General features: G+C 78.0%; 22 protein-coding genes. All 22 read left to right on the forward strand.

Going from position 1 to position 22,123, the window contains the following annotated elements:
- The first annotated feature begins 98 nt into the window (after positions 1-98).
- The 22 genes from D5H78_RS05000 to dprA all read left to right on the forward strand — a co-directional run bounded on the left by D5H78_RS05000 (position 99) and on the right by dprA (position 21,998).
- Positions 99-320, forward strand: a complete 222-nt coding sequence (locus D5H78_RS05000) for a hypothetical protein (RefSeq protein ID WP_119949173.1) — start codon at positions 99-101, stop codon at positions 318-320.
- Between the two features lie 132 nt (positions 321-452).
- Positions 453-4,127 carry a chromosome segregation protein SMC gene (smc, locus tag D5H78_RS05005; protein ID WP_177891099.1) on the forward strand — a complete coding sequence of 1,225 codons (3,675 nt, stop codon included), beginning with the start codon at positions 453-455 and terminating at the stop codon, positions 4,125-4,127.
- An 83-nt stretch (positions 4,128-4,210) separates the two neighbouring features.
- Positions 4,211-4,906 carry a hypothetical protein gene (locus tag D5H78_RS05010; protein WP_119949174.1) on the forward strand — a complete coding sequence of 232 codons (696 nt, stop codon included), beginning with the start codon at positions 4,211-4,213 and terminating at the stop codon, positions 4,904-4,906.
- Between the two features lie 114 nt (positions 4,907-5,020).
- Entirely contained in the window at positions 5,021-6,211 is a 1,191-nt protein-coding gene (gene ftsY, locus D5H78_RS05015; protein WP_119949175.1) for a signal recognition particle-docking protein FtsY, read from the forward strand.
- 217 nt (positions 6,212-6,428) lie between these two features.
- Entirely contained in the window at positions 6,429-7,778 is a 1,350-nt protein-coding gene (locus tag D5H78_RS05020; protein WP_119949176.1) for an ammonium transporter, read from the forward strand.
- Entirely contained in the window at positions 7,775-8,113 is a 339-nt protein-coding gene (locus D5H78_RS05025) for a P-II family nitrogen regulator (protein WP_119949177.1), read from the forward strand. Before D5H78_RS05020 ends, D5H78_RS05025 begins: the two co-directional genes overlap by 4 nt.
- Before the next feature lie 49 nt (positions 8,114-8,162).
- Complete coding sequence (locus D5H78_RS05030) at positions 8,163-10,520, forward strand: [protein-PII] uridylyltransferase (protein WP_119949178.1); 2,358 nt, start codon at positions 8,163-8,165, stop codon at positions 10,518-10,520.
- 89 nt (positions 10,521-10,609) lie between these two features.
- Entirely contained in the window at positions 10,610-12,187 is a 1,578-nt protein-coding gene (gene ffh / locus D5H78_RS05035) for a signal recognition particle protein (protein WP_119949179.1), read from the forward strand.
- Positions 12,188-12,408: 221 nt separating this feature from the next.
- Positions 12,409-12,876: a 30S ribosomal protein S16 gene (rpsP, locus tag D5H78_RS05040; RefSeq protein WP_119949180.1), complete on the forward strand. Its 468-nt coding sequence runs from the start codon at positions 12,409-12,411 to the stop codon at positions 12,874-12,876.
- Between the two features lies 1 nt (position 12,877).
- Positions 12,878-13,120: an RNA-binding protein gene (locus tag D5H78_RS05045; protein ID WP_119949181.1), complete on the forward strand. Its 243-nt coding sequence runs from the start codon at positions 12,878-12,880 to the stop codon at positions 13,118-13,120.
- 130 nt (positions 13,121-13,250) lie between these two features.
- Complete coding sequence (gene rimM / locus D5H78_RS05050) at positions 13,251-13,778, forward strand: ribosome maturation factor RimM (protein ID WP_119949182.1); 528 nt, start codon at positions 13,251-13,253, stop codon at positions 13,776-13,778.
- Positions 13,779-14,600 carry a tRNA (guanosine(37)-N1)-methyltransferase TrmD gene (gene trmD / locus D5H78_RS05055; RefSeq protein ID WP_119949183.1) on the forward strand — a complete coding sequence of 274 codons (822 nt, stop codon included), beginning with the start codon at positions 13,779-13,781 and terminating at the stop codon, positions 14,598-14,600.
- Positions 14,601-14,742: 142 nt separating this feature from the next.
- Entirely contained in the window at positions 14,743-15,099 is a 357-nt protein-coding gene (gene rplS, locus D5H78_RS05060; RefSeq protein ID WP_119949184.1) for a 50S ribosomal protein L19, read from the forward strand.
- 118 nt (positions 15,100-15,217) lie between these two features.
- Positions 15,218-16,036: a signal peptidase I gene (gene lepB / locus D5H78_RS05065; RefSeq protein WP_119949185.1), complete on the forward strand. Its 819-nt coding sequence runs from the start codon at positions 15,218-15,220 to the stop codon at positions 16,034-16,036.
- Positions 16,037-16,136: 100 nt separating this feature from the next.
- On the forward strand, positions 16,137-16,571 hold the full coding sequence (locus D5H78_RS05070) for an NUDIX domain-containing protein (RefSeq protein WP_245941599.1): 435 nt from the start codon (positions 16,137-16,139) through the stop codon (positions 16,569-16,571).
- Between the two features lie 11 nt (positions 16,572-16,582).
- Complete coding sequence (locus D5H78_RS05075) at positions 16,583-17,095, forward strand: NUDIX hydrolase (protein ID WP_119949187.1); 513 nt, start codon at positions 16,583-16,585, stop codon at positions 17,093-17,095.
- Positions 17,092-17,841, forward strand: coding sequence for a ribonuclease HII (locus D5H78_RS05080; RefSeq protein WP_119949188.1), 750 nt, complete (start codon positions 17,092-17,094; stop codon positions 17,839-17,841). The genes D5H78_RS05075 and D5H78_RS05080 overlap by 4 nt, the downstream gene beginning before the upstream one ends.
- Complete coding sequence (locus D5H78_RS05085; RefSeq protein WP_119949189.1) at positions 17,838-18,161, forward strand: DUF2469 domain-containing protein; 324 nt, start codon at positions 17,838-17,840, stop codon at positions 18,159-18,161. The genes D5H78_RS05080 and D5H78_RS05085 overlap by 4 nt, the downstream gene beginning before the upstream one ends.
- On the forward strand, positions 18,161-18,736 hold the full coding sequence (locus D5H78_RS05090) for an LURP-one-related/scramblase family protein (RefSeq protein ID WP_119949190.1): 576 nt from the start codon (positions 18,161-18,163) through the stop codon (positions 18,734-18,736). Before D5H78_RS05085 ends, D5H78_RS05090 begins: the two co-directional genes overlap by 1 nt.
- Positions 18,737-18,844: 108 nt before the next feature.
- Positions 18,845-19,201: a YraN family protein gene (locus D5H78_RS05095; RefSeq protein WP_119949191.1), complete on the forward strand. Its 357-nt coding sequence runs from the start codon at positions 18,845-18,847 to the stop codon at positions 19,199-19,201.
- Positions 19,198-20,775: a YifB family Mg chelatase-like AAA ATPase gene (locus D5H78_RS05100; RefSeq protein WP_218566245.1), complete on the forward strand. Its 1,578-nt coding sequence runs from the start codon at positions 19,198-19,200 to the stop codon at positions 20,773-20,775. Before D5H78_RS05095 ends, D5H78_RS05100 begins: the two co-directional genes overlap by 4 nt.
- The gene (dprA, locus tag D5H78_RS05105; protein WP_119949403.1) at positions 20,772-21,998 is read left to right on the forward strand and encodes a DNA-processing protein DprA; all 1,227 of its coding nucleotides are present in this window, start codon (positions 20,772-20,774) and stop codon (positions 21,996-21,998) included. The genes D5H78_RS05100 and dprA overlap by 4 nt, the downstream gene beginning before the upstream one ends.
- Positions 21,999-22,123: the final 125 nt, after the last annotated feature.

Below are 22,123 nucleotides of genomic sequence, written 5' to 3' on the forward strand. Positions count from 1 at the left end.
CCGACGTGCGCTCCGCGCCCCGCGGGCGACGGCGCCGCTGCCCGGTCGGCACCCGGCACACCGACCCCCCACGAGGGGCAGAGCACGAAGGACGTCCCATGGCGAAGGCGCTTCTCGGCCACATGGGTGGCACCGACCTGCGACTGGTCGCGGAGCTGCGCCGGCTCCAGCTGCGCGTGAAGGAGCTCGAGGCGGAGGTCGCCGACCTTCAGCGCGAGAACGACGCGCTGGGCGCGGAGGTCCAGGGCCTGCACGGCACCGGGCTCATCGAGCTCGAGGCCGAGGTCAACGGCTCGGCGCTGGCCGGCACCCGCGCCTGACGGCGCCCGCAGCACCCGCACGACCCGCACCACCGCCCGAGGGGGGCGCCGCACCGCGCGGCGCCCCCCTCGGCGCGCGGGGGCCGGGGTACGGTCGTCGCCGTCCGGACCGTCCCCCAGCGAGGCGAGCGCGTGCACCTGAAGAGCCTGACGCTCAAGGGCTTCAAGTCCTTCGCGAGCGCGACGACCCTGCGCTTCGAGCCGGGCATCACGTGCGTCGTCGGGCCCAACGGCTCGGGCAAGTCCAACGTCATCGACGCCCTCGCCTGGGTCATGGGCGAGCAGGGGGCCAAGTCCCTGCGCGGCGGCAAGATGGAGGACGTCATCTTCGCCGGCACGGCCGGGCGCCCGCCGCTGGGCCGCGCCGAGGTCAGCCTGACGATCGACAACACCGACGGGGCGCTGCCGATCGAGTACTCCGAGGTGACGATCACCCGGACGATGTTCCGCAACGGCGGGTCGGACTACGCCATCAACGGGCAGTCCTGCCGCCTGCTCGACGTGCAGGAGCTGCTCAGCGACTCCGGCATCGGCCGCGAGATGCACGTCATCGTCGGGCAGGGCCAGCTCGACTCGGTGCTCTCCGCCTCGCCCGAGGAGCGGCGCGGCTTCGTCGAGGAGGCCGCGGGCGTCCTCAAGCACCGCAAGCGCAAGGAGAAGGCCCTGCGCAAGCTCGACGCGATGCAGGCCAACCTCACGCGCGTGCAGGACCTCACCGCGGAGCTGCGCCGCCAGCTCGGCCCGCTCGGGCGCCAGGCCGAGCTCGCCCGCCGCGCCGCGACGGTGCAGGCCGACGCGCGCGACGCGCGCTCGCGGCTGCTCGCCGACGACCTCGTGCAGCTGCGCTCGTCCGCGGGGGCCGGGCGCGAGGACCGCGCCGCGCTGCAGCAGCGCCGCGAGGAGGCCGAGCGCGCGCTCGCCGCGGTCGCCGGGGAGCAGCGCGCCCTCGAGGAGCAGGGGCGCGACGCCGCCCCGCGCCTGGCGCGGGCGCAGCAGACGTGGTTCGAGCTCTCCGCCCTGCGCGAGCGGCTGCGCGGCACCGCCGGGCTGGCCCGCGAGCGGCTGCGCGCCGCGTCGGCGCAGGACGGGGCGGACGACCCGCGAGGGCGCGACCCGGAGGAGCTCGAGCGCTCGGCCGCGCGGGTGCGCGAGGAGGAGGCCGCGCTCACCGCCGAGGTCGCCGCCCTGCGCGGGCGCCTCGAGGAGGCGCTGGCGCAGCGCGAGGCCGCCGAGCGCGCCTTCGCCGAGGAGGACCGCCGGGTCGTCGCCGCCGCCCGCGCCGCCGCCGACCGCCGGGAGGGCCTGGCCCGGCTGCGCGGCACCGTCGACGCGCGCCGCTCCCGCGTCGAGGCCGGCGAGGCCGAGGCCGGCCGCCTGGGCGAGGCCCTCGCCGGCGCCGCCGAGCGCGCCCGCCGCGCCCAGCAGGACTACGCGGCCCTGGAGACGCAGGTCGCGGGCCTGGACGAGGGCGAGGAGGACCTCGACGCGGCGCACGAGGACGCCGCGGCGGCCCTCGGCGCCACCGAGGAGCGCCTCGCGGCGCTGCGGGTGCAGGAGCAGGAGGCCGAGCGGGAGCGCGCCGCGGCCACGGCCCGGCGCGACGCCCTGCGCCAGGGCCTGGTGCGCGACGGCACGGGCGCGCTGCTGGGCGCGACCGACGGCGCGACCGACGGCGCTCCCCGCGGCGTGCTCGGCACCGTCGCGCAGCTCCTCGAGGTCGAGCCCGGGCACGAGGCCGTCGTCGCGGCGGCGCTCGGCGCGGTCGCCGACGGCGTCGCGGTGGCCGACGCGGCCGCCGCCGCGGGGGCGCTCGCGGCGCTGCGCGGCGCCGACGCGGGGCGCGCCGCCCTGCTCGTCGGCGGCGGAGCACCGGGAGCACCGGGAGCGCCGGCGCCCGCCCTGGCCGGCGGGCTGCCCGCGGGAGCCCGGCCGGTGCTCGAGCTCGTCACGGCCCCGGACGGCCTCGCCGGGGCGGTGCGGCGCCTGCTCGGCGCCGCGGTCGCCGTCGAGGACCTCGACGCCGCCCGGGCGCTCGTCGCCGAGCACCCCGCGCTCGTGGCCGTGACGTCCCTGGGGGACGTCCTCGGCAGCGCCAGCGCGGCCGGTGGCGCCGGCGCCGGCCAGTCGCTGCTGGAGGTGCAGGCCGCCGTCGACGCGGCCGAGGCCGCGGCCACGGAGGCGGCGCACCGCTGCGAGCGGCTGCGGTTCGAGCTCGGCGGCCTCGAGGAGGAGCGCCGCGCCGCGGCCGAGCGCGTCGAGGCCAGCCTCGAGCGGCTCCACGAGTCCGACGCGCGCATGTCCGCCGTCGCCGAGCAGCTCGCCCAGCTCGGCGGCGCCGTGCGCGCCGCGGGCGGGGAGACCCAGCGCCTCGAGCGGGCGCGCGAGGCGGCCCTCACCCAGCTCGCCGCGGACCGCGAGGCGCTCGCGGGGCTGCAGGAGCGCCTCGCCGCCGCCGAGGCCGCCCCGGACGAGGGGGAGCCGGGGCACGAGGAGCGCGACCGGCTGTCCGCGGTGGCCGTGGAGGCCCGCCGGCAGGAGACCGAGCTGCGCCTCGCCGCGCGCACGGCGGAGGAGCGGGTCAAGGGCCTGGGCGGGCGCGCCGAGGGCCTGGAGCGGGCCGCCCGCCAGGAGCGCGAGGCGCGGGCCCGCGCGGCCCGCCGCCGCGCGCGGCGCCTGCAGGAGGTGGAGCTGGCCACCGCCGTGGCCACGGCCACGGCACGGGTCCTCGAGGTGCTCGACCGCTCGCTCACCGCAGCCGCCGCGGCCCGCGACGAGGCCGAGGCGTCGCGCGGCGCCCGCGAGGGCGCGCTGGGGGAGCTGCGCCGGCGCGAGCGGGCGCTCGGCGAGGAGCTCGAGCGCCTCGTCGACGCCGCGCACCGCGACGAGGTGGCCCGCACCGAGCACAGGCTGCGCACCGAGGCGCTCGAGCAGCGCATCCGCGACGAGCTCGGCGTCGACCCGGACGTCCTCGTCGAGGAGCACGGGCCCCACCGGCCGGTGCCGCTGCCGCGGCCCGAGGGGGAGGCGGGCGCCGAGGGCGCCGCCGCCGGGCCGCACGACGACGACGCGGAGCCGCGCACCGCGCCGTACGTCCGCGCGGAGCAGGAGAAGCGGCTGCGCACCGCCGAGCGCGCCCTGGCCCGCCTGGGCCGGGTCAACCCGCTGGCGCTCGAGGAGTTCGCGGCGCTCGAGGAGCGGCACCGGTTCCTCGTGGAGCAGCTCGAGGACCTCAAGAGCACGCGCAGGGACCTGCTCGACATCGTCGCGGAGGTCGACGCCCGGGTGCAGGAGGTGTTCGCCGCGGCGTACGAGGACACCGCGCGCGAGTTCGAGCACGTCTTCGCCCGACTGTTCCCGGGCGGCGAGGGCCGGCTCGTGCTCACGCAGCCGGACGACATGCTCGCCACGGGCATCGAGGTCGAGGCGCGCCCGCCCGGCAAGAAGGTCAAGCGGCTCTCGCTGCTGTCCGGCGGCGAGCGCTCGCTCACCGCCGTCGCGCTGCTCGTGGCGATCTTCAAGGCCCGCCCGAGCCCGTTCTACGTCATGGACGAGGTCGAGGCCGCGCTCGACGACACCAACCTCGGCCGGTTGCTCGTCATCCTCGAGGAGCTGCGCGCCTCCTCCCAGCTCATCGTCATCACGCACCAGAAGCGCACGATGGAGGTCGCCGACGCGCTGTACGGCGTCTCGATGCGCGGCGACGGCGTGACCACGGTGATCAGCCAGCGGCTGCGCGAGCCGGGGGAGGCGCCCGCCGCCGCGCCCTCCCAGCAGGCGGAGCGGGCGCCGGCCGGCGTCGGCGCCTGACGGCCCGCGCGCCGGGGCCGGGCGACGCGCCGGGCCCCGCGACGTGCACGGGCGCGGGGGCGTGCGCGCTGCATCATGGGCGCATGCTCGTGCTGGGCGTCTCGCTGGTCGTCATCGCGGTGGTCGGCGCGGTCGTGCTGGTGCTCGCCGCGGGCCCGAGCCGCGTCGGTGCCGTCCCCGTCGTCAACGACCTGCGCGAGCGGGCCCGGCGGGCGCTGCCGGAGGGGGAGGCCTCGCCGGCGTACGGGGTGCTGTCCGACCCCGACGCCGCGCGGCGCGCCGCCGAGCGGTTCCTGCGGGTCGAGACCCGGGTCCAGCGGGCGGTGCGCCTCACCCTGCTCGTGCTCACCGCCCCGGTCGTGCTGCCCGTGCGCCTCGTGCTCCTGCTCGCCCGGCGGGCGCGCGCCGCCGCCCGCGCGACGGCGGCGGCCCTGGCCGCCGCCCGGCTCCGCCGCGACGAGCGGCGCCGCGCGGCCGCCGTGCGCCACGCCACGGCGGTCCGCGAGCGGGCCGAGCGCCGCGCCGCCGCGGCCGCCGCGGCCGAGGCCGCGGCGGCCCGGCGGGCCGCCGAGCGGGCGCAGGCCGAGCGGCTGGCGGCGCAGCGGCTCGCCGAGGAGCGGCCCGCCCCCGCCCCCGCCCCCGTCACCGCCCCCGCCCCCGTCACCGAGCACCGGGTCCCGGCCCGGCCGCCCGTACGGCCGCCCGCGCCGCGGAGCCGCGCCGCGGCGGCCGCCCCGGCGCGCCGCAGCGGGGCGGGCCCGGCGCGCCACGCGGCCTGAGCCGCCCGCGCCCGGCCGGCCGAGCCCGCCCGAGCGCGCCCCGGCGCCGCGGGCGCGCCCCCGCCGCGGCGGTGGTGCGGGCGGGGGCGCCGTCGTCTGGGAGACTGCGGCCCCGTGGACCTCGTCGACTACCTGATCCTGGGCATCACCGTCCTCGTCGTCGCCGTCGGCACGACGGTGGGGCTGCTCACCGGCGCCCGCCGGCGCCGCCGCGAGCTGCCGCCCCCGCCCGCGACCCGCCCGCGGCCCGGCACCGACTACGCGCCCGGCGTCGGCGACGACGCCGAGGTGCCGCGCGACACGCCGCTGCGCACCGTCGACACGGTCGAGCTGCCCGACGACGTCGTGCTCGAGGAGCCGGCGCCGGCGCTGGAGCGCCCCGAGCCCGTGCAGGGCCGTCTCGTGCGCCTGCGCGCCCGGCTGGCGCGCTCGCAGACCTCGCTGGGGAGGGGCCTGCTCGCGCTGCTCTCGCGCGACCACCTCGACGAGGACGCCTGGGAGGAGGTCGAGGACGTCCTGCTCTCCGCCGACGTCGGCGTGCGCCCCACCCAGGAGCTCGTCGAGCGCCTGCGCACCCGCGTGCAGGTGCTCGGCACCCGCAGCCCGCAGGAGGTGCGCGACCTGCTGCGCGAGGAGCTCGTCGCGCTCGTCGGGCCTGACCTGGACCGCTCGCTGCGCACGGCGCGCCACGACGGGCGCCCGGCCGTCGTCCTCGTCGTCGGCGTCAACGGCACCGGCAAGACGACCACGGTGGGCAAGCTCGCCCGCGTGCTCGTCGCGGAGGACAAGGACGTGCTGCTGGGCGCCGCCGACACCTTCCGCGCCGCGGCCGCGGACCAGCTGCAGACCTGGGGCGAGCGGGTCGGCGTGCCGACGGTGCGCGGCCCGGAGGGCGGCGACCCCGCCAGCGTCGCCTTCGAGGCGGTCAAGGCCGGCATCGAGGCCGAGGCCGACGTGGTCCTCGTCGACACCGCGGGGCGCCTGCAGAACAAGGCCGGCCTCATGGACGAGCTCGGCAAGGTCAAGCGGGTCGTGGAGAAGCACGGCCCGGTCGACGAGGTGCTCCTCGTCCTCGACGCGACGACGGGCCAGAACGGCCTCGTCCAGGCCCGGGTGTTCGCCGAGGTCGTCGAGGTGACCGGCATCGTCCTCACCAAGCTCGACGGCACCGCGAAGGGCGGCATCGTCGTCGCCGTGCAGCGCGAGCTGGGGGTGCCCGTGAAGCTCGTCGGGCTCGGCGAGGGCGCGGACGACCTCGCCCCCTTCGAGCCGGGCGCGTTCGTCGACGCGCTGCTCGCCGACTGACCCGTGCGCCCGAGGGCGTCACCGGCCGTGACGAGCCCGGCCCCGGCGGTGCGAGCCGCGGGGGCCGGGGTCGTGGCCGTAACGGACCCGTAACCGCGCCGTGCCGGACGTCACGGCCCGGAAACAGCGGCGGGCACGACCCGCAACACGGCGGGCCGACCCTCCTGGGGAGCGTTCCGACCTCCTGGTCCCGACCTCTTCGAGGGAGTCCCGTCCGATGCCCGAAGCCTTCAGCGCCGGCGACACCGCCTGGCTGCTCACGAGCGCAGCGCTCGTGCTGCTCATGACCCCCGGCCTCGCCCTGTTCTACGGCGGCATGGTCCGCGCCAAGAGCGTGCTCAACATGATGATGATGAGCTTCGGCGCGATGGCCGTCGTCACCGTCCTGTGGGTGCTCTTCGGCTACTCCATGGCCTTCGGCGACGACGTGGGCGCCGGCCTGCTCGGCGACCCCACGCAGTTCCTCGGCCTCGACGGCCTGATGAGCGCCGACTCGCTGGTGTTCGGCATCCCGAGCCTGGTCTTCGTCGGCTTCCAGGGCTGCTTCGCCGTCCTCACCGTCGCGCTCATCAGCGGCGCCATCGCGGACCGCGCGAAGTTCAGCGCCTGGATGGTCTTCGTGGCCGTCTGGTCCGTCGTCGTCTACTTCCCGGTGGCGCACTGGGTCTTCGCCTTCGACGGCGCCACCGCGGGCGAGGACAGCCTCGGCGGCTGGATCGCCAACGACCTGCTGGCCCTGGACTTCGCCGGCGGCACGGCGGTCCACATCAACGCCGGTGCCGCGGGCCTGGCGTGCGCGCTCGTGCTCGGCAAGCGCATCGGCTTCGGCAAGGAGCCGCTGCGCCCGCACAACCTCACGCTCGTCATGCTCGGCGCGGGCCTGCTGTGGTTCGGCTGGTTCGGCTTCAACGCCGGCTCCGCCGTCGCGGCCAACGACTTCACCGCGCTGGCCTGGATCAACACCTTCGTCGCCCCCGGCGCGGCCGTCCTCGGCTGGCTGCTCGTCGAGCGCCTGCGCGACGGGCACGCCACCTCGCTCGGCGCGGCCAGCGGCGTCGTCGCGGGCCTGGTCGGCATCACGCCCGCCGCCGCCTCGGTCACGCCCGTCGGCGCGATCGTCCTCGGCGCGGTCGTCGGCGCGGTGTGCGCCCTCGCGGTGGGGCTGAAGTACCGCTTCGGCTACGACGACTCGCTCGACGTCGTCGGCGTGCACCTCGTCGGCGGCCTCGTCGGCACCCTGCTCATCGGCCTGCTGGCCTCGGACAGCACCCCGGCCGGCGTGGCCGGCCTGCTGTACGGCGGCGGGGTCGACCAGCTCTGGCGCCAGGCCGTCGGCGCGTTCGCGGTCCTCGCCTTCTCCTTCGTGCTCTCCTGGGTCATCGCCAAGGCCGTCGACGTGGCGATGGGCTTCCGGATCACCGAGGAGGACGAGGTGACCGGCGTCGACGTCACGACGCACGCCGAGTCCGCGTACGAGCTCGGCACCGGCCCCACCGGCTCGGGCTTCCACCCGACCCGCAGCACCACCCCCACCAGCGAGATCCCCGGGCAGAAGGTGGACGCATGAAGCTCGTGACCGCGGTCATCAAGCCGTTCAAGCTCGACGACGTCAAGACCGCCCTGGAGTCCTTCGGGGTCAACGGCCTCACCGTGACCGAGGCCAGCGGCTACGGCCGGCAGAAGGGCCACACCGAGGTCTACCGCGGCGCCGAGTACACCGTGGACCTCGTCCCCAAGGTCCGCATCGAGGTGCTCGTCGACGACGCCGACGCGCAGGACGTCATCGACGTCGTCGTCAAGAGCGCGCAGACCGGGCGCATCGGCGACGGCAAGGTCTGGTCGGTCCCCGTGGAGACGGCCGTGCGGGTGCGCACGGGCGAGCGGGGGCCCGAGGCGCTGTGAGCCGCCACCACCGGAGCCCCCGGGGCCCCCGGGCCGGCCGGGGGCCCCGGTGAGCGGTCTGGTCGCCGAGCTCGGGGCCTCGTACGGGGCCCAGCGCGCCCGCCTGCTGGCCCGGCCCGGTCCCTCCGGGCCGGGCCGCCGGCGCGCCCTGGCCGACCTCACCGACTCCTGGCTGCGCGGGGTCGCCGGCGCCGCCCCGGGCTGGGACGACGAGGGCCTGGCCCTCGTCGCGGTCGGCGGGTACGGCCGCCGCCAGCTCTCGCCGGGCAGCGACGTCGACCTGCTCCTGCTGCACGACGGGCGCGAGGGCGTCTCCGCGGTGGCCGACGCGGTCTGGTACCCGGTGTGGGACGCGGGGGTGCGCCTCGACCACGCGGTGCGCCGTCCGGCCGAGGCGCGCGCCGTGGCGACCGAGGACCTCCCCGCGCTGCTGGGCTTGCTCGACGCGCGCTGCGTGGCCGGCGACGACGGGCTCGTGCAGGCCCTGCGCGCCCAGGTGCTGGCGGACTGGCGCGCGGCGGCCCGGCGCCGGCTGCCGGCGCTGCGCGAGGGGTGCCGCGAGCGCGGCGAGCGCGCGGGCGACGTGGCGTTCGCGCTCGAGCCCGACCTCAAGGAGGGCGCCGGCGGCCTGCGCGACGTGCACTGCCTGCGCGCCGTCGCGGCCTCGTGGGTCGCCGACCGGCCGCACGGCGACGTCGACGGGGCGCTGGAGCAGCTGCTCGACGTGCGCGACGCGCTGCACCTGACGACCGGGAGGGCGCTGGACCGGCTGCTCCTGCAGGAGCAGGACGCGGTCGCCTCGCGGCTCGGCCTGGCCGACGCGGACTCGGTGCTGCGGGTCGTGGCGAGCGCCGCGCGCACCGTGGACTACGCCGCCGACGTCACCTGGCGGCGGGTGGAGCGCGTGCTGGCCCCGCCGCGGCGGGGGCTGCGCCTGCGCCGCCCGCCGCGCCTCGTCCCGCTCGGGGGCGGGCTGTTCGAGCACGAGGGCGAGGTCGTCCTCGGCGACGGCGCCCGCCCCGACGACCCCGTCCTGCCGCTGCGGGCCGCCGCCGCCGCCGCCCAGCGCGGGCTGCCGCTCTCGCCCGGGGCCGTGGCGCGCCTGGCCGCCGCCCCACCGCTGCCCGACCCCTGGCCGGACGAGGCGCGCGACCTGCTCGTGGCGCTGCTCGGGGCCGGTCCCGGCACCCGCGCGGTGTGGGAGGCGCTCGACCAGGAGGGCGTCGTCACCGCGCTGCTGCCCGAGTGGGCGCCGGTGCGCAGCCGGCCCCAGCGCACGGCCGTGCACCGCTGGACCGTGGACCGCCACCTCGTGGAGACGGCCGTCGAGGCGGCCGCCCGCGCGCGGCGCACCGACCGGCCGGACCTGCTGCTCGTCGCGGCCCTGCTGCACGACCTCGGCAAGGGGCGCCGGCGCGGCGACCACTCCCGCGAGGGGGCCAAGATCGTGCGCCCGCTGGCGCGCCGGATGGGCTTCGCGCCCGTCGACGTCGACGTGCTGTGCGACCTCGTGCTGCACCACCTGCTGCTCGTCGACACCGCCACGCGGCGCGACCTCGACGACCCCGCCACCGCGGCGGCGGTCGCGCAGGCGGTCGGCAGCGCGCAGGTGCTCGAGCTGCTGCACGCGCTCACCGAGTCCGACGCGGTCGCGACGGGCACCGGCGTGTGGACCGACTGGCGCGCCGGCCTCGTCGCGGACCTCGTGCGCCGCGCCGGCGCGGCGCTGCGGGGGGAGCAGCCCGGCCCGGGCGCGCCCCGCGAGGCCGAGCTGGCCGAGCAGGCCGACCTCGTCGCGCGGGTCGCCGAGGACGGGGCGCCGCTGCTGACCGTACGGGCCCGCGGGCGCCACCACGCGGTCACCGTCGTCGCCCCCGACCAGCGCGGGCTCATCGCCGCCGCGGCCGGCGTGCTCGCCCTGCACCGGCTGTCGGTGCGCTCGGCGGACATGCGCACGCGCCCGGCGCCCTCCGGGGAGGGCGCCGACGTCGCGGTCGACACCTGGCTCGTCGTCCCCGAGTACGACGACGAGCCCGTCGCCGACCGGCTGCGCGAGGACCTCGTACGGGCCCTCGAGGGCCGCCTCGACGTCAACGGCCTGCTCGACCGCCGCGAGGCCGCGCGGGGGCCGGTCCGCGTGCCGGTGCAGCCGGCCCGGGTCGAGGTGGTGCCGGGGGCCTCGGGCAGCGCGACCGTCCTGGAGGTGCGCGCGCACGACCGCCCGGCGCTGCTGCACCGCCTCGGCCGGGCGCTGTCGCTGTCCGGGCTCGACGTGCGCGCGGCGCGGGTGGCGACGATGGGCGCCGAGGTGGTCGACGTGTTCTACGTCGTCGACGGCGAGGGCCGGCCCCTCACCGACGACCGCGCCCGCGAGACCGCGCGCATCCTGCGCGACGTCGCGGGCTGACGCCCCCCCCGGGCGCCCGCGGCCGGGCTCCGGGCCCGCGCCCGGCGGCTACCCTGGGCCCATCCCACCGCCTCTCTCGAGGGACGCCTGTGTTCGACACGCTGCACGACCGCCTCGCCGCGACCTTCCGCGACCTGCGCGGCAAGGGCCGGCTCTCCGACGCCGACATCGACGCGACCGCGCGCGAGATCCGCGTCGCGCTGCTCGAGGCCGACGTCGCGCTGCCGGTCGTCAAGGCGTTCATCGCCGCGGTCAAGGAGCGCGCCCGGGGCGCGGAGGTCTCGCAGGCCCTGAACCCGGCGCAGCAGGTCGTCAAGATCGTCAACGACGAGCTGGTGCGCATCCTCGGCGGCGAGACCCGCCGGCTGCGCTTCGCGAAGAACCCGCCGACCGTCGTCATGCTCGCCGGCCTGCAGGGCGCGGGCAAGACCACGCTCGCCGGCAAGCTCGCCCTCTGGCTGCGCGAGCAGGGCCACCAGCCGCTGCTCGTCGCCGCCGACCTGCAGCGCCCCAACGCCGTCAACCAGCTGCAGGTGGTGGGGGAGCGGGCCGGGGTCTCCGTGTACGCCCCCGAGCCCGGCAACGGCGTCGGCGACCCGGTCGCCGTCGCGCGCGGCTCGCTCGAGCACGCGCGGGCCAAGCAGTACGACGTCGTCGTCGTCGACACCGCCGGGCGCCTCGGCATCGACGCCGACCTCATGCAGCAGGCCGCGGACATCCGCGACGCCGTGCAGCCCGACGAGGTCCTCTTCGTCCTCGACGCCATGATCGGCCAGGACGCCGTCGTCACGGCCCAGGCGTTCCTGGACGGCGTCGGCTTCGACGGCGTGGTGCTGACCAAGCTCGACGGCGACGCGCGCGGCGGTGCGGCGCTGTCGGTCGCCCAGCTCACCGGCCGCTCGGTGATGTTCGCGTCCAACGGCGAGAAGCTGCAGGACTTCGACGTCTTCCACCCCGAGCGCATGGCCTCGCGCATCCTCGGCATGGGCGACGTGCTCACGCTCATCGAGCAGGCCGAGAAGACCTTCGACGCCGAGCAGTCGGCGAAGATGGCCGGCAAGCTCCAGAGCGGCGAGGACTTCACCCTCGACGACTTCCTCGCCCAGATGCAGGCCGTGCGCAAGATGGGCAGCTTCGGCAAGATCCTCGGGATGCTGCCCGGGATGGGGCAGTTCCGCGAGCAGATCGACAACCTCGACGAGCGCGAGCTCGACCGGGTCACGGCGATCATCCAGTCCATGACGCCGGCCGAGCGCGCCGCGCCGAAGATCCTCAACGGCTCGCGGCGCGCGCGCATCGCCCGCGGGTCCGGCACCAAGGTCTCGGACGTCAACGGCCTGGTCGACCGCTTCGCCGAGGCGCAGAAGATGATGCGCAGCCTCGCGGGCGGCGGCGGGATGCCGGGCATGCCGGGGATGCCCGGGATGCCGGGCATGGGCGGCGGCGGCAAGAAGTCCCGCGGCCGCGCCATGGCCGCGGCGCCGAAGCAGAAGGGCAAGGGCGGGCGCAAGGGCGGGGCGCGCTCGGGCAACCCCGCCAAGCGGGCCCTCGAGCTCCAGCAGGCCGCCGAGCGCTCGGCCGAGCGCCGCGCCGGCGCCCTGGAGGTGCCGGCCGACCTCGAGCTGCCGCCGGAGCTCAAGGGGATGCTGCCGCCGTCGCAGCGCTGAGCGGCGGGCGCCCGGCGCACGCGACGGGGTGGGCGCGGGGGAGGGCGGGAGGTCCCGCGCGGGCCGGAGCACCCCCCGGCGTCTGGCACAATGGCAGGCTGAACCGACTCGTGCACGGGCCCTCTTCCCCGCACGGGACGCGTCCACCGGGCCGACGGCACCGCCCCCCACGCGGCGCCCGACGCCCACCCGTACCCGATGTGGCAGGAGACACCACTTCCGTGGCAGTCAAGATCAAGCTGATGCGCCTGGGCAAGATCCGGGCCCCGCACTACCGCATCGTCGTCGCCGACGCGCGCACCAAGCGCGACGGCCGGGCGATCGAGACGATCGGCAAGTACCACCCGACGGAGGAGCCCTCGCTCATCGAGGTCGACTCCGAGCGGGCGCAGTACTGGCTCGGCGTGGGGGCCCAGCCCACGGAGCCGGTCCAGGCGATCCTCAAGGTCACCGGCGACTGGCAGCGCTTCAAGGGCGAGCCGGGCGCGGAGGGCACCCTGCGCACGGCGGCCCCGCGGGCCGACAAGCGCGCGGCCTTCGAGGCGGCGGCGAAGTCCTCCGAGGCGCAGGGCGACGGCGGCGCGACCACCCCCCGGGGCGGGCGCAAGGGCGACGAGACCGCCCCCGACTCGGCCGTGTCCCCCGCCGAGGCGGCCGCGGCCGCCGACGCCCCGGCCACCGAGGGCTGACGTGCTCGACGAGGCCCTCGAGCACCTGGTCAAGGGCATCGTGGAGCACCCCGACGAGGTGCAGGTGCGCGACCGCGCCCTGCGCCGGGGCCGGGTGCTCGAGGTCCGGGTGCACCCCGACGACCTCGGCAAGGTGATCGGGCGCGGCGGGCGCACCGCCAAGGCGCTGCGCACCGTGCTCGGGGCCCTCGGCGGCGGGCGCTCGGTCCGCGTCGACTTCCTCGACGTCGACGAGGTCCGCTGACCGGTCGGAGCCACGCTCCGCCGCCCGGCAGCACCCGCACCGCCGCACCACCCGTACGACCCCGACGCCCCGGCCCGCCCGTCGAGCCGGGGCGTCGGCGCGCCCACCCCCTCGACCACCCGGAGGTCCCGTGCAGCTCGTCGTCGGCCGCGTCGGGCGCGCGCACGGCATCCGCGGCGACGTGGCGGTCGAGGTGCGCACCGACGACCCCGAGCGCCGGCTCGGCCCCGGGGCCGTGCTCGCCACCGACCCGCCCGAGCGGGGCCCCCTCGTGGTGGCCACCGGTCGGGTGCACTCGGGGCGGCTGCTCCTGCGCTTCGAGGGCGTGCACGACCGGACCGGCGCCGAGGCGCTGCGCGGCACCCTCCTCGTCGCCGACGTGGACCCCGAGGAGCGGCCCGAGGACCCCGAGGACTTCTACGACCACCAGCTCGAGGACCTCGAGGTCGTCCTCGCCGACGGCACGGTGCTCGGGCGGGTCGAGGAGATGCTGCACCCGCCCGGGCAGGACCTCGTGCTCGTGCGGCGCCCGGACGGCGCCGAGCTGCTCGTCCCGTTCGTCGCCGCGATCGTGCCGGAGGTCGACCTCGAGGCCGGGCGGATGGTCCTCGACCCGCCGCCGGGCCTGCTCGGCGACGCCCCGGACGAGGGGGCCTGAGTGCGCGTCGACGTCGTGACGATCTTCCCGGACTACCTCGCGCCGCTCGGGCTCTCGCTCATCGGCCGTGCGCGCGAGGCCGGCCTGCTCGACCTGCGCGTGCACGACCTGCGCGACTGGACGCACGACCGCCACCGCACCGTCGACGACACCCCGTACGGCGGGGGCGCCGGCATGGTCATGCGCCCGGAGCCCTGGGGGGAGGCGCTCGACGCGCTCACCCCGGCGCCTGGCGGGGGCGCGGGCCCGCGGCTCGTCGTGCCCACCCCCGCGGGGCGCCGGTTCGACCAGGCGATGGCCCACGAGCTCGCCGCGGAGCCCTGGCTGCTCTTCGCCTGCGGGCGGTACGAGGGCATCGACGCCCGCGTCGTGGAGGAGGCGGCTGGCTCGGGGCGGGTGTCCCGCGTCGACGAGGTCTCGCTCGGCGACTACGTGCTCAACGGCGGCGAGGTCGCCGTGCTCGCGGTCGTCGAGGCGGTCGCCCGGCTGCTGCCCGGCGTCGTCGGCAACGCGGAGAGCCTCGTCGAGGAGAGCCACGCCGCCTCGCGCCACGGCCTGCTCGAGCACCCCGTCTACACCAAGCCGGCCGCCTGGCGCGGGCGCGAGGTCCCGCCGGTGCTCCTCTCGGGCGACCACGGCGCCGTCGCGCGCTGGCGCCGCGACGAGGCGCTGCGCCGCACGGCCGCGCGCCGCCCCGACCTCGTCGCGCGCCTGGACCCGGCGGCCCTCGACCGGCGCGACCTCGCGGTGCTCGCGGACGCGGGCTGGGCCCCCGGCGCCGACGGGCGATTCGGCCGCACGTCCCCCGCTGTGGCAGACTGACCCGGTTGCCGCCGGTCCGCCGCGCCCCGCCACGGGGGAAGCGCACCCGCCGACCCGGTGGCCAGACCGACCACACGCCGCCCGGGCGACCCGCCCGGGCCCTGTTCCGCGGGTGACCTGTGGCACCCGTGAGGAGACCGAGATGAACACCCTCGACGCGCTCGACGCCGGCAGCCTGCGCTCCGACGTCCCGAGCTTCCGCCCCGGCGACACCCTGAAGGTCCACGTGCGCGTGGTCGAGGGCTCGCGCTCGCGCATCCAGGTCTTCCAGGGCGTGGTCATCCGCCGCCAGGGCGACGGCGTGCGCGAGACCTTCACGGTCCGCAAGGTCAGCTTCGGCGTCGGCGTCGAGCGCACCTTCCCGGTGCACACCCCGATCGTGGACAAGATCGAGGTCGTGACCCGCGGCGACGTGCGCCGCGCGAAGCTCTACTACCTGCGCGACCTGCGCGGCAAGGCCGCCAAGATCAAGGAGAAGCGGGAGCCCGCGGGCCGCTGAGCCCGTCCCGCCCCTGCACGCCGGCCCGGCGCACCACCGGGCCGGCGTGCCTAGGATCGACCCCCGGCGGGGCACCCGCCGGCCCGCCGCGGGCGGGCACCGCCGACCGAGGAGCAGCATGGGCGACTGGCGGCGCAGGCACCGCGACGGGACCGCCCCCGACGAGCCGCCGCGCGAGGGCCAGGACAGCGGGCCCGCCGGCCCCGGCGACGCGCGCGACGAGGGCGCGGGCGAGCCCGCCGGTGCCCCCCGGCGCCCCGCGCGGCGCGGCTCCTTCCTGCGCGAGCTGCCCGTCATCCTCGTCGCGGCGCTGGTGCTGAGCCTGCTCATCAAGAGCTTCCTCGTGCAGGCGTTCTACATCCCCTCCGGCTCGATGGAGGAGACCCTCGCCGTCGGCGACCGGGTGTTCGTCAACAAGCTGGCGACCCGCTTCGGCGAGGTCGAGCGGGGCGACATCGTCGTGTTCCGCGACCCAGCCGACTGGCTGCCCGACGTGCAGGAGCCCGAGGGCGCCGGCCGGCTCGGGGACGCCCTGCGCGACGGCCTGGAGTTCGTCGGCCTCGCCCCGTCCGCCAGCGGCGACGACCTCATCAAGCGCGTCATCGGCGTGGGCGGCGACACCGTGGCGTGCTGCGACGCCGAGGGCCGGGTCACGGTCAACGGCGTGCCGCTCGACGAGGAGGGGTACCTCTTCCCGGGCAACGAGCCCAGCGCGTCGCCCTTCGAGGTCGAGGTCCCCGAGGGCTACCTCTGGGTCATGGGCGACCACCGGGAGGAGAGCCTCGACAGCCGCGCCCACACCGGCGAGCCCGGCGGCGGGTTCCTGCCCGAGGACGACGTGGTCGGGCGCGCCTTCGTCGTCGTGTGGCCCTTCGACCGTTTCAAGGGCCTGACGCGCCCGGACACGTTCGACCAGGCCGGCCTGTCCGGGGACTGAGGGCCGGCCCCTGCCCGCCGACGACGCCCCGCCGCCCGGCCAGGGCTGGCGGCGCTCGGCCAAGGCCCTGCTCGTCGACCCCGCCGGGCGCGTCCTGCTCCTGCACGTCCACGACCCGCTCGACCCGGCGCTCGGGCGGTGGTGGGAGCTGCCCGGCGGCGGGGTGGAGCCGGGCGAGACCGACGAGGCGGCGTGCGCGCGCGAGGTGCGCGAGGAGACCGGCTACGCCGTGGACCCGGCCGACGTCGGCCCGGCCCTGTGGCGGCGCCGAGCGACCTTCCGCTGGCTGGGGGTGCGGCGCTGGCAGGTCGAGACGGTGCACGTGGTGCGCCTCGCGCCGGGCGCCGTGCCGGCCGCGACGGCGCCGACCGACGAGGAGACCGGCGCCTTCCTCGGCCTGCGCTGGTGGTCGCCGGCGGACCTGGGTGCCCTCGCGGCCTCCGGCGAGCGGCTCTACCCCGGCCGCCTGGACGAGCTCGCGCCGCGGCTGCTGCGCGGCGAGGTCCTGCCCGACGGCTTCGAGCGGTGGAGCTAGGCTCGGCACCCGTGCAGGACGAGGTCCCCGAGGTCGAGCCGCGGCGCCGCGAGGCGGCCCGCGTGCTCCTGCTCGACGGGCACGACCGGCTCCTGCTGTTCCGCGGCTGCGACCCCGACCGCCCCGCGGCCACCTTCTGGTTCACCCCCGGCGGCGGGCTCGACCCGGGGGAGTCGTACGAGGACGCGGCCCGGCGCGAGGTGCGGGAGGAGACCGGCCTCGAGGACCTCGTCCTCGGTCCCGCGGTGTGGCGCCGCCGGGCCCGCTTCACGTTCCTCGGCGTGCCGTACGACCAGCGCGAGGTCTTCTTCCTGGCCCGCTGCGCGCCCTTCGCCGTCGACGCCGCCGGCTGGGGCCCGGTGGAGCGCCGGGCGATCAGCGCGCACCGCTGGTGGACGCTCGAGGAGCTGCGCGCGACCGGCGAGGAGCTGGCGCCGGCGGACCTGCCCGAGCGGCTGGCCGCGCTGCTGGCCGACGGTCCCCCGCAGGCGCTCGTCGAGGTGGCGGGGGCGGCGGCGCCGTGACGCTCCCGCGCGGGACCGCGGTGCGGCGCGACGCGGGCCTCTACGGCTACGAGCGCGCGCTGGCCCGGCACGGCCTGAGCCCGGTCGCCGGTGCCGACGAGGCCGGGCGCGGCGCGTGCGCCGGCCCGCTCGTCGTGGCGGCCGTCGTGCTGCCCGAGGGGCGGCGCGGGCAGGTCCCGGGGCTCGCGGACTCCAAGCTGCTCACGGCGGCGGCCCGCGAGCGGGTCCACGCCGAGGTCGTGGCCCGGGCGCTCGCCTGGTCGGTCGTGGTCGTCCCGGCGGCGGAGGTCGACGCGACCGGGCTGCACCGGGCCAACCTGCAGGCGATGCGCCGGGCGCTGTGGACGCTGGCGGTCGAGCCGGCGTACGTGCTCACCGACGGCTTCCCGGTCCCCGGCGGGCCCGCGCCCGGCCTCGCGGTCTGGAAGGGCGACCGGGTCGCGGCGTGCGTCGCCGCCGCGTCGGTCGTGGCGAAGGTGACGCGGGACCGGATGATGCGCGACCTGCACGAGCGCTGGCCGGAGTACGACTTCGCGGGGCACAAGGGCTACTCGACGCCGGTGCACCAGGAGGCGCTGCGCCGGTACGGTCCGTGCCCGGAGCACCGCTTCTCGTACGTCAACGTGGCGTCGGCGGTGCGTGGCGGCGCGGCGCCGGCGGCAGGGGATGATGGGTCCTCCGCCGCGACGGCGGGGACGACGTACGGACCCGGCCCCCTGCGGGCCGACCACCGGGAGAGTGCATGAGCGCCGAGGACCTCGAGAAGTACGAGACCGAGATGGAGCTGCAGCTCTACCGGGAGTACCGCGACGTCGTGGGGCTCTTCTCGTACGTCGTCGAGACCGAGCGGCGCTTCTACCTCACCAACACCGTCGACCTGCAGGTGCGCTCGACGGACGGCGGCGAGGTCTACTTCGAGGTGACGATGTCCGACGCCTGGGTGTGGGACATGTACCGTCCGGCGCGCTTCGTGAAGAACGTCAAGGTCGTGACGTTCAAGGACGTCAACGTCGAGGAGCTCGCTAAGGCCGACATCGAGCTGCCGCGCGCCGAGGGGATGTCCTGATGGACGCGGCGACCCTGCAGGCCACGGACGCCTTCCTGGTCCGCCAGCGCATCACCGCGATGGTCAACCGCTACGACGTGAGCGCCGCGCGGCCGGACTGGTCGGCGGGCGAGCCCGTCGCCTTCGCGCAGCAGAAGCGGATGGCGCTGCGCGAGCAGATCACGCTCTACACCGACGAGTCCCGCCGGGCGGAGCTCTGCGCGTTCCGGGCCCGGCAGGTCATGGACGTGCGGGCGCAGTACGACGTGACGGCGCCGGACGGCACGGTCATCGGCGGCTTCCGCAAGGACTTCGCGCGGTCGCTGCTGGTGTCCACGTTCCACCTCGAGCAGGCCGGGGGCCCGGCGGCGACGGGCTCGGAGCGCAACCTCCTCGTGGCGCTGCTGCGCCGGGTCAGCGACGTCCCGCTGGCCGTGCACTTCGACTTCACCACCGTCGAGGGCGAGCCGGTGCTCTCCAGCGAGCGCACGTGGGGGCTGCGCGACGCGTACCGGGTGTCGGTGCACGCGCCGTGGCTGGACCGTCGGCTGGCGCTGTCGCTGGCGATCGGGCTGGACGCGCTGCTCGCGCGTTGAGCGGGGCCCGTCCACAGGGTCCGGCGGGGGCGGTCCTCCACAGCCGGTCGTGGTGCGGGCCCGGCGGGCCGGGCCGCGCGGGTTGGCTCCGGCGCGGAGGTGGTGCCGGTGCGCGCCAAGGACGGGGTGGGGCGGTACGGCGAGCGGGTCGCCGCCCGGCACCTGGTGGACGCCGGGCTGGTGGTGCTGGAGCGGAACTGGCGCTGCGAGCTGGGCGAGATCGACATCGTGGCCCGTGAGGGCGGCGTGCTCGTGGTGTGCGAGGTCAAGACCCGCTCGAGCGGGGCGTACGGGCCGCCGGCGGAGGCGGTGACGCCGGCCAAGGCGGCGCGGCTGCGCCGACTGGCGGCGCGGTGGGTGCACGAGCGCGGGGTGCACCCGCAGGAGCTGCGGGTCGACGTGGTGGCGGTGCTGCGCCGCCCGCGGGGCGCGGCGCTCGTGGAGCACCTGCGGGGCGTGGCGTGAGCGGCGGGGTGCCGGCGGGCTCGCTGGGCCGGGCGGGGGCGGTGACGCTGCTCGGGGTCGAGGGCCACGTGGTGGGGGTGGAGGCGCACCTGGCGCAGGGGCTGCCGGCGTTCATCCTCGTGGGGCTGCCGGACGCGGCGCTGTCGGAGTCGCGCGACCGGGTGCGCGCGGCGGTGGTGAACTCGGGGATCGGCTGGCCCAACCGGCGGATCACGGTGAGCCTGGTGCCGGCGTCGCTGCCCAAGGGCGGCTCGCACTTCGACCTGCCCGTGGCGTGCGCGGTGCTGGCGGCGGCGGGGGTGGTGCCGCAGGGCGCGCTGGACGGGGCGGTGCTGCTCGGGGAGCTCGGCCTGGACGGGCGGGTCCGCCCGGTGCGCGGGGTGCTGCCGGCGGTGCTGGCTGCGGCTGCGGGCGGGGCGCGGCGGGTCGTGGTCCCGGCGGGCAACGCCCGCGAGGCGGCGCTGGTGCCGGACGTGGAGGTCGTGCCGGTGCGCACCCTCGGTGCGCTCGTCGGGCTGCTGCGCGGGGAGCGGGCCGCCGAGCCGGGGCAGGGGCCCGAGGAGCCGGCGCCGGAGGGTGCGGGTGCGGGCAAGGACCTGTCCGACGTGCTGGGCCAGCCGGAGGGGCGCGCCGCGCTCGAGGTGTGCGCGGCCGGCGGGCACCACCTGTTCCTCCTCGGCCCGCCCGGCGCGGGCAAGACGATGCTCGCCGAGCGGCTGCCGGGGCTCCTGCCCGAGCTGGACCGCGAGGCGGCGCTCGAGGTCTCGGCGATCCACTCGGTGGCCGGGACGCTGCCGCCGGGGGCGCCCCTCGTGCGCCGCCCGCCCTTCGAGGACCCGCACCACAGCGCCACGGCCGCCGCGGTCGTGGGCGGCGGTTCGGGCATGCCCCGGCCCGGCGCGATCAGCCTCGCCCACCGCGGGGTGCTCCTCCTCGACGAGGCGCCGGAGTTCGCCCGCCCGGTGCTCGACGCGCTGCGCCAGCCCCTCGAGTCGGGGGTGGTCGTGGTGCGTCGCGCGGCGGGCGCGGCGCGCTACCCGGCGCGGTTCCAGCTCGTCCTCGCCGCCAACCCCTGCCCGTGCGGGCTGTCCGGCGGCTCCCGCGAGCAGGACCTGCGCTGCCGGTGCTCGCCGCACGCGCGGCTGCGCTACGTCGGGAAGCTGTCGGGGCCGCTGCTCGACCGGGTCGACCTGCGCGTGCGGGTGCCGCCCGTCGCCCGCGGCGCGCTCCTCGAGGACGCGGCGGTGGAGGGGACCGCGGTGGTGCGCGAGCGGGTCCTCGCGGCCCGCGAGCGGGCCCTGCACCGGCTGCGGGCCCTCGACCTCAGCGCGCCGCCACGCACCAACGCCGAGGTCCCCGGGCCGGTGCTGCGCCGCCGCTGGGCCGTGCCCGAGCCCGTGGTGCGCCTGCTGGACCAGCACCTGCAGCGCGGCACGCTCTCCGCGCGCGGCCTGGACCGGGTGCTGCGGGTCGCCTGGACGCTGGCCGACCTCGCCGGGCGCGACGTGGTCGGGCCCGACGACGTGCTCACGGCGGTGCTGTGGCGCGAGACGAGCACGGCGGGAGCGGCGTGAGCGCGGGGACGGGCGCGCGCGCCGCGCGCGCGGCGCTGGCCGCGGTGTCCGAGCCCGGGGACGCGCTCGTGCACGACGCCGTCGCCCTGCACGGCCCGGAGGAGGTGCTGTCCCGGCTGCGCGCGGGCGACGGCACGGTGCTGCCGGGCCGCGCGTCGGCGCGGCGGCTCGAGGGGTACGGCCACCGGCTGGCCGCGCTCGACGAGGCCGCTGCTGCGCCCGACGGGGCCGGGAGCGCCGGCGGAGGCGCCGGCGCCGCGGACGGCGACCCCGCGCGCGCCCTGCGGCTCGTGTGCCCGGGCGACGAGGAGTGGCCGTCCCAGCTCGACGACCTGGCGCTCGCGGGTGCGAGCGGGGGCTTCCCCCTGCGCCCGCCGCTGTGCTTGTGGGTGCGCGGGGCGGCCGACCTGCGCGCGCTCGCCGCGCGCTCGGTGGCCGTCATCGGCGCCCGGGCGGCGACGGCGTACGGCGAGCACGTCGCCGCCGACCTCGCCGCGGAGGTCGCCGAGCGCGGGTGGACGGTCCTCAGCGGCGCGGCGTACGGGGTGGACGCCGCCGCGCACCGCGGCGCCGTGGCCGGCGGCGGGTCGACGGTGGCCGTGCTGGCCTGCGGGGCGGACGCCGTCTACCCCCGGGGCCACGAGCTGCTGCTGCACCGCGTCGCGCAGTCGGGGGCGGTGGTGTCGGAGCTGCCGCCGGGAGCGACGGTGACCCGGTCCCGCCTGCTGCAGCGCAACCGGCTCGTGGCCGCGCTGACGCGCGGGACGGTCGTCGTGGAGGCGGCGGTGCGCAGCGGCACGGCCTCCACCGCCGGCCACGCGGCGGCGCTCGGGCGGACGGTGATGGCGGTGCCCGGGCCGGTGACCGCGCCGACGTCGGCCGGCTGCCACGCGCTCGTGCGCGCCGGGCGCGCGGTGCTGGTCACCAGCGGCGCGGAGGTCGTGGACGCCGTCGGCCGGCTCGGCGACGACGCGGCGCCGGCGCCGCGCGGTGAGGAGCGGCCGGAGGACGGGCTCACCCCCGTGCAGCTGCGGGTGCTCGACGCGCTGCCGGTCCGCCGCGGCGCTCCGGTGGCGCGGCTGGCGCGCGAGGCCGGGCTGGACCTCGGGTCGGTGCGCGCCGCGCTGGGGCTGCTCGTGCTCGAGGGGCTCGCCGAGGCCGACGAGCACGGGCACCGGGTGTCCGCGGCCCTGCGCGCGCGTCGGCGGCCGGAGCGGGCCTGAGCCGTGCGCCCGCGGACGGCGTGGGACGTTGCGCCGCGGGGGCGCGCTCGGCAGCGTGGCCGCGTGGCCGACGACGCGCAGGGGACCGGCTCGGCAGGGATCGGAGCGGCCAGCGCGGGCGCTCC

This window comes from Vallicoccus soli (assembly GCF_003594885.1).
GTDB lineage: Bacteria > Actinomycetota > Actinomycetes > Motilibacterales > Motilibacteraceae > Vallicoccus > Vallicoccus soli.

Bases quoted from the DNA above. Each gene is read 5' to 3' on its own strand.
- D5H78_RS05000 (WP_119949173.1), top strand. From the start codon at position 99: ATGGCGAAGGCGCTTCTCGGCCACATGGGTGGCACCGACCTGCGACTG.
- rplS (WP_119949184.1), top strand. From the start codon at position 14,743: ATGAACACCCTCGACGCGCTCGACGCCGGCAGCCTGCGCTCCGACGTC.
- D5H78_RS05020 (WP_119949176.1), top strand. From the start codon at position 6,429: ATGCCCGAAGCCTTCAGCGCCGGCGACACCGCCTGGCTGCTCACGAGC.
- D5H78_RS05025 (WP_119949177.1), top strand. From the start codon at position 7,775: ATGAAGCTCGTGACCGCGGTCATCAAGCCGTTCAAGCTCGACGACGTC.
- D5H78_RS05010 (WP_119949174.1), top strand. From the start codon at position 4,211: ATGCTCGTGCTGGGCGTCTCGCTGGTCGTCATCGCGGTGGTCGGCGCG.
- D5H78_RS05085 (WP_119949189.1), top strand. From the start codon at position 17,838: ATGAGCGCCGAGGACCTCGAGAAGTACGAGACCGAGATGGAGCTGCAG.
- D5H78_RS05090 (WP_119949190.1), top strand. From the start codon at position 18,161: ATGGACGCGGCGACCCTGCAGGCCACGGACGCCTTCCTGGTCCGCCAG.
- lepB (WP_119949185.1), top strand. From the start codon at position 15,218: ATGGGCGACTGGCGGCGCAGGCACCGCGACGGGACCGCCCCCGACGAG.